We start from the raw sequence: 659 nt of genomic DNA, 5'->3' as shown, positions 1-659 counted from the left end.
AAAGCATTTTTAGAAGCATTATATGGTTTTTATGATAAAAAAAACAAATTTAAGAAGATTTAAAGAAGCACTCTTAATTGTTGGAAGAGGAAATGGAAAAACCGCCCTTGCTTCTGCAATCGCTTTAAAAAGTTTAATTTTAGATAATGAAGCAAATTCCGAACTTTATTCTATTGCAACCAAACGAGATCAAGCAAAAAGAGTTTATGAAGAAATGCGACGAATGATTTTTATTAATCCTAACTTAAATAAAATTTTAAAAGTTAAGCGAGATAAAATAGAGTTTATACATAATAATTCTTTTTTTCAACCACTATCATCAGAAACAAAAACATTAGATGGTTTAAACCCCTATTTTGTTGTTTTAGATGAAGTAGCAATGATGGAAAAGCGTGACATTTATGATGTTATGCGAACAGCAACCGCAAAAAGAAAAGATTATTTAATGTTATTAATATTTAAAAGTTAAGCGAGATAAAATAGAGTTTATACATAATAATTCTTTTTTTCAACCACTATCATCAGAAACAAAAACATTAGATGGTTTAAACCCCTATTTTGTTGTTTTAGATGAAGTAGCAATGATGGAAAAGCGTGACATTTATGATGTTATGCGAACAGCAACCGCAAAAAGAAAAGATTATTTAATGTTATTAATA

At 27.5% G+C, this 659-nt stretch carries 2 protein-coding genes; both read left to right on the top strand.

The window, feature by feature from the left end:
- The first annotated feature begins 31 nt into the window (after positions 1-31).
- Entirely contained in the window at positions 32-469 is a 438-nt protein-coding gene (locus C6B38_RS06815) for a terminase large subunit domain-containing protein (protein WP_162475929.1), read from the top strand.
- The coding region (locus tag C6B38_RS12415; protein WP_199558608.1) for a terminase large subunit domain-containing protein at positions 459-659 on the top strand (201 nt) is incomplete at its 3' end. The genes C6B38_RS06815 and C6B38_RS12415, both read left to right, overlap by 11 nt.

Origin of the sequence: Spiroplasma sp. ChiS (assembly GCF_002968355.1) — a bacterium.
GTDB classification, from domain to species: domain Bacteria; phylum Bacillota_I; class Bacilli_A; order Mycoplasmatales; family Mycoplasmataceae; genus Spiroplasma; species Spiroplasma citri.
Note: the sequence above shows the minus strand (reverse complement) of the source record. Positions and strands in the feature narration are given on the sequence as shown.